The organism is Streptomyces sp. NRRL WC-3549, from assembly GCF_000721935.1.
Classification (GTDB): domain Bacteria; phylum Actinomycetota; class Actinomycetes; order Streptomycetales; family Streptomycetaceae; genus Streptomyces.
This window is the reverse complement of the sequence record NZ_KL585386.1, coordinates 179814-184624: the sequence shown is the minus strand read 5'-3', so window position 1 is coordinate 184624 and position 4811 is coordinate 179814. Positions and strand designations below refer to the sequence as shown.

Below are 4811 nucleotides of genomic sequence, written 5' to 3'. Positions count from 1 at the left end.
TACTGGCGATGGCCGCGGCGGCGGTCGGAGTCGGGCTCCTGGGGCTACGTCTGGCGGGGCCCCGTGCCGGGCTGCTGGCCGGGCTGGTGTTTCCGCTCCTTCCCCAGGTACAGAAGTACGCACAGGAAGGCCGCTCGTACGCCATGGTCTGCGCCCTGGTCACCTGGGCCACCTATGCGCTCGTGGTCAGCATCCCGCACCGCGTCCGGTGGCGGTGGGCGGTCTACGGCTCCACCATGCTGTCGGCCTGTCTGCTCCATGAGTTCGCGGTTCTCGCCCTGGTCGCACACGGCGTCACTCTGGCCGTGTCCCGTGTTCCGCGACCGGTGCTGAGGGCGTGGAGTGTGGCTGCCGCGGGCGTCGTGGCCGGGCTGTCGCCGCTGGCGGTCTGGAGCGCGGGGCAGTCGGGGCAGTTGTCCTGGATCGACGGACCGGTGCGGCTTCCTGGGTTCCTGGCGATGGCGGCCGTGGGCGTGGCATGTGCTCTGGCTCCCCTGGGAGCCAGGGGCCCCGTGCGGCTTTCCGCGCTGGCTGTGCCGATCGTCGTGCTCCCGTGCCTTCTGCTGCTGCTCGCCTCGCTGGTCAAGCCCCTTTTCGTCGACCGGTACGTGCTCTACAGCAATGTCGGAATCGCCTTGCTGCTGGGCGCCTGGACGGACTACTTCCACCAGTTGCGGCAGTCCTCCCGCGGCGCGTGGATCGCGGCGGTTGCCGTACTGGCCGCGCTCGTCCAGCCGAGCCTCTCGCTGAGGACGCCCCAGAGCCGGAGCAACGACGTCACCGCCATCGGCGCCGCCGTACGCAAGGAAGGCCGCCCCGGCGACGGGCTGCTCTATCTCGCGGGCCAACACCGGATCCTGACCGCCGCCAACCCCGAGGACACCCGTCTTCTGACAGATCTCGCCCTGGCGCAGGACGCCGTATCATCGAACACGCTTGCGGGCGTCGAGCTTCCCGCCCAGGAAATAGCGACACGCATGCTGGAATTCGACCGGATCGTCGCGGTCCGCGCTGCGGGCCCGCACCCACCGACCGACCCGCAGGAGCAAGCGAAGACGAGCACCCTGCGGCGCCACTTCCGCGAGTACGGAACGACCCGTCTCAACGGGGCCCGAGTCACCGTCTATGTCCGGGACCTCCACGGCCCGTCCTCGAAGACCGGTCCCGGATCCGACAGCGGGGGAGCGAGCGGCGGGGCGACGGGGTGACGGCCCGGGCGGAACCGCCACCACGGACGCGGAGGCCGGGGGCGCCGTGGACCTCGCCGCCGGGTTCGCAGGGAGGGAGCGGAGACGTCAGGGACCCGGCGGTACGTTCCGGTGGAACGGCGTTGCCTCGACGGCGCCCAGTCGGTACCCGGGACGGGAGGACGTCCGGGACGAAGAGGGCTTTGGGCGGGCCCGGGGTGCCCGCCGGCACACGATCGGCCCACCATGAGCGTTTCGTCATGATATGCGCGCATTTAGGAGGCGACTTAGCCTACTGACATTGCTCGGGTAGTCGAGAGCCGGTTCAGCCGGCGGAGGGCGAGCTCCCATGGCTGGGCTGCGTGCGAGATCCGGACTGGTCGGCGAGTTGTCGGCCGAATTCGCCGGCACGATGATCCTCATCCTCTTCGGGTGCGGCGTAGTGGCCCAGGTGGTCGCGGGCGGAGCCCTCACGGATCCGCCCGGTGGGCTCGGAGACCACGACAGCATCGCGTGGGCATGGGGATTGGGCGTCACCCTGGGCGTCTACGTGGCAGCCCGGCTGAGTGGCGCCCATCTCAATCCCGCGGTGACCGTCGCGCTCGCAGCGTTCAGGGGTTTCTCCTGGGGCAAGGTGGCTCCCTACGCGCTGGCTCAGACGGCCGGCGCGTTCGTGGCCGCCCTCCTGGTCCGCTGGAACTACAGCGAGGCGCTGGCGAAGGCCGACCCCGGGCACACCGTCAAGACGCAGACGGTGTTCTCCACACTCCCGGCCAACGGCAATCCGGCTCTGCCGGTCCACGAGTGGGGTGCCTTCCGCGACCAGGTGATCGGTACCGCCATCCTGTTGCTGCTGATCATGGCCGTCACCGACATGCTGAACACACCGCCGGGTGCGAACCTGGGCGCCTTCGTCATCGGACTGGTCGTGGTCGCCATCGGTATGGCCTGGGGCGCCAACGCGGGCTACGCGATCAATCCGGCCCGCGACTTCGGCCCCCGGCTGGCGAGCTTCATCACCGGCTACGGCGGAGCCTGGCGCGACCAGTACGGAAATCTCTACTTCTGGGTGCCCATCGTCGGCCCACTGGTCGGCGGCCTGCTCGGGGCGGGGCTGTACCAGGGACTCGTCGCCCGGTTCCTGCCCGGCGCGCTGCCCGAGCCGCCGGGGCGCGTCCCGGCATCCGAGGAATGACGGCACCGTCCGGAGAGGTGGCACATCATGGCGGACTTCATCGGCGCGGTGGACCAAGGGACCACCAGCACCCGGTTCATGATCTTCGACCACGGCGGCAACGAGGTCGCCAAGCACCAACTGGAGCACGCCCAGGTACTCCCCCGCTCCGGCTGGGTGGAGCACGACCCGGTGGAGATATGGGAGCGCACCAACTCGGTGATACAGAACGCCCTGCGGTACGGGGGCCTGTCGGCGACCGACCTGGCGGCCATCGGCATCACCAACCAGCGCGAGACCACCGTGGTCTGGGACCCGCGCAACGGACGGCCCTACTACAACGCCATCGTGTGGCAGGACACCCGGACCGACGCCATCGCGGCGGAACTCGAACGCTCGGGGCGCGGCGACGTCATCCGCCGCAAGGCCGGGCTGCCGCCGGCGACCTACTTCTCCGCCGGCAAGATCCAGTGGATCCTGGAGAACGTCGACGGCGTACGGGAGGCGGCGGAAGCGGGGCACGCCCTCTTCGGCAACACGGACGCCTGGGTCCTGTGGAACCTGACCGGCGGTCCCGACGGCGGCATCCACGCCACGGACGTGACCAACGCGAGCCGCACCATGCTCATGGATCTGGAAACCCTCGACTGGGACGACGAACTCCTGGGTTTCTTCGGTATCCCGCGGGCGATGCTTCCCGCCATCAAACCCTCGTCCGACCCCGAAGCCTTCGGTACGACACGCACCTCCCGGCCCCTGCGCGCCGCCATTCCCATCGGCGGGGTCCTCGGGGACCAGCAGGCGGCCACCGTCGGCCAGGTCTGCTTCGCCCCCGGCGAGGCCAAGAACACCTACGGCACCGGCAATTTCCTGGTGCTGAACACCGGCACGGAACTGGTCCGCTCCCAGCACGGCCTTCTCACCACCGTGGCGTACCAGTTCGGCACCAGCCCGGTGGTGTACGCGCTGGAAGGCTCCATCGCCGTGACCGGTTCCGCGGTGCAGTGGCTGCGCGACCAGATGAAGGTCATCAAGACCGCGGCCGAGAGCGAAGACCTCGCCCGGAGCGTCGACGACAACGGCGGCATGTACTTCGTCCCCGCCTTCTCGGGCCTGTTCGCACCCTACTGGCGCTCCGACGCCCGAGGGGCGATCGTCGGCCTCGCCAGGTACAACGACAACGCCCACCTGGCCCGAGCCACCCTCGAGGCCATCTGCTACCAGAGCCGCGACGTCGTCGAAGCCATGGAGCAGGACTCAGGCGTCCACCTCGACGTGCTCAAGGTCGACGGCGGCGTCACCGCCAACGACCTCTGCATGCAGATCCAGGCCGACGTCCTCGGCGTACCGGTCAGCCGCCCCGCGGTCGCCGAGACCACCGCACTCGGCGCCGCGTACGCGGCGGGGCTGGCCGTCGGCTTCTGGCGGGACACCGACGAACTGCGCACGCACTGGCACGAATCCGAACGGTGGTCGCCCCGGTGGACGGACGAGCAGCGGACCGAGGGTTACGCCGGCTGGAAGAAGGCCGTGGAACGCACTCTCGACTGGACGAGGGTCCCCTGACGTACGTCTCCGCGATGTGCGTGTCCGCCGGACTCCGTCCACCGGGTCGGACCGGACGGCGCCTGCCCGCTCCACGGCCGTCCGGTCCGCGGAGCGCCCCCGCTGCCGCCTGGCTATGCTCGACGAGGGGCCGCGGAACCGATCTGTGGAGGTTCGCATGACCATGATGTTCGAGCCACGTGACGTGGCCCCGCGTCTCGCGACCGGTGCGTTCATCCTGAACTCCGGTCTGAGCAAGCTGAAGGCGGACGAGGGCACCGCTCAGGGCCTGCACGGCATGGCCTGCCAGGCGTACCCGTTCCTCGAGAAGCTCGAAGCCGGGCGCTTCACCCGGCTGCTCGCCTGCACGGAGATCGCCGTCGGCGGGACACTGCTCGCTCCGTTCGTGCCGACCCGACTGGCCGGCCTGGTGCTGACCGGCTTCTCCGGAGGCCTCGTCGGTCTGTACCTGCGGCTCCCGGGAATGCGGCAGGCGGGCAGCCTGCGCCCGTCCCAGGACGGCATCGCCCTGGCCAAGGACACCTGGATGCTCGGCATCGGCCTCGGCTTCCTGAGCGCGGGGCCACGGCGCGAAGGCACGGCGGCGTGCCGTACCCGTCGCCGCCGGTGCCGGCGCTGACTCCCGTTCCACCCGGATCCGCGGACGCCCCGCTCGGACTCAGTGGGCGGACGGCCGGGACCGACGTCGTCCCCGGACGGTGCGGGGCCCGGTCGCGGGGCCGCACCGTCCGGAACAGAAGGGCCTGCCACCCGTCCGTCAGCCTGTCAGGACTCGCCGGACGGAGAAGCCATGTGGCCCCCGCCCGACGCCTGGTGGGGCACCGGTGCGGGCCGAGGGGCGCCGTCTTCCGGCGTCGAGAGGCCGTGGACCGGGCGCACGGCAG

General features: G+C 70.5%; 4 protein-coding genes. All 4 read left to right on the top strand.

What is annotated here, in order from left to right:
- The coding region (locus tag IH13_RS0105190; protein ID WP_031081394.1) for a membrane protein at positions 1 to 1208 on the top strand (1208 nt) is incomplete at its 5' end.
- A 328-nt stretch (positions 1209 to 1536) separates the two neighbouring features.
- Positions 1537 to 2382 carry an MIP/aquaporin family protein gene (locus tag IH13_RS0105185; RefSeq protein ID WP_031081392.1) on the top strand — a complete coding sequence of 282 codons (846 nt, stop codon included), beginning with the start codon at positions 1537 to 1539 and terminating at the stop codon, positions 2380 to 2382.
- 27 nt (positions 2383 to 2409) lie between these two features.
- Positions 2410 to 3927, top strand: coding sequence for a glycerol kinase GlpK (glpK, locus tag IH13_RS0105180; RefSeq protein ID WP_031081390.1), 1518 nt, complete (start codon positions 2410 to 2412; stop codon positions 3925 to 3927).
- Positions 3928 to 4084: 157 nt separating this feature from the next.
- Positions 4085 to 4546: a hypothetical protein gene (locus tag IH13_RS0105175; protein WP_031081389.1), complete on the top strand. Its 462-nt coding sequence runs from the start codon at positions 4085 to 4087 to the stop codon at positions 4544 to 4546.
- Positions 4547 to 4811 lie beyond the last annotated feature (265 nt).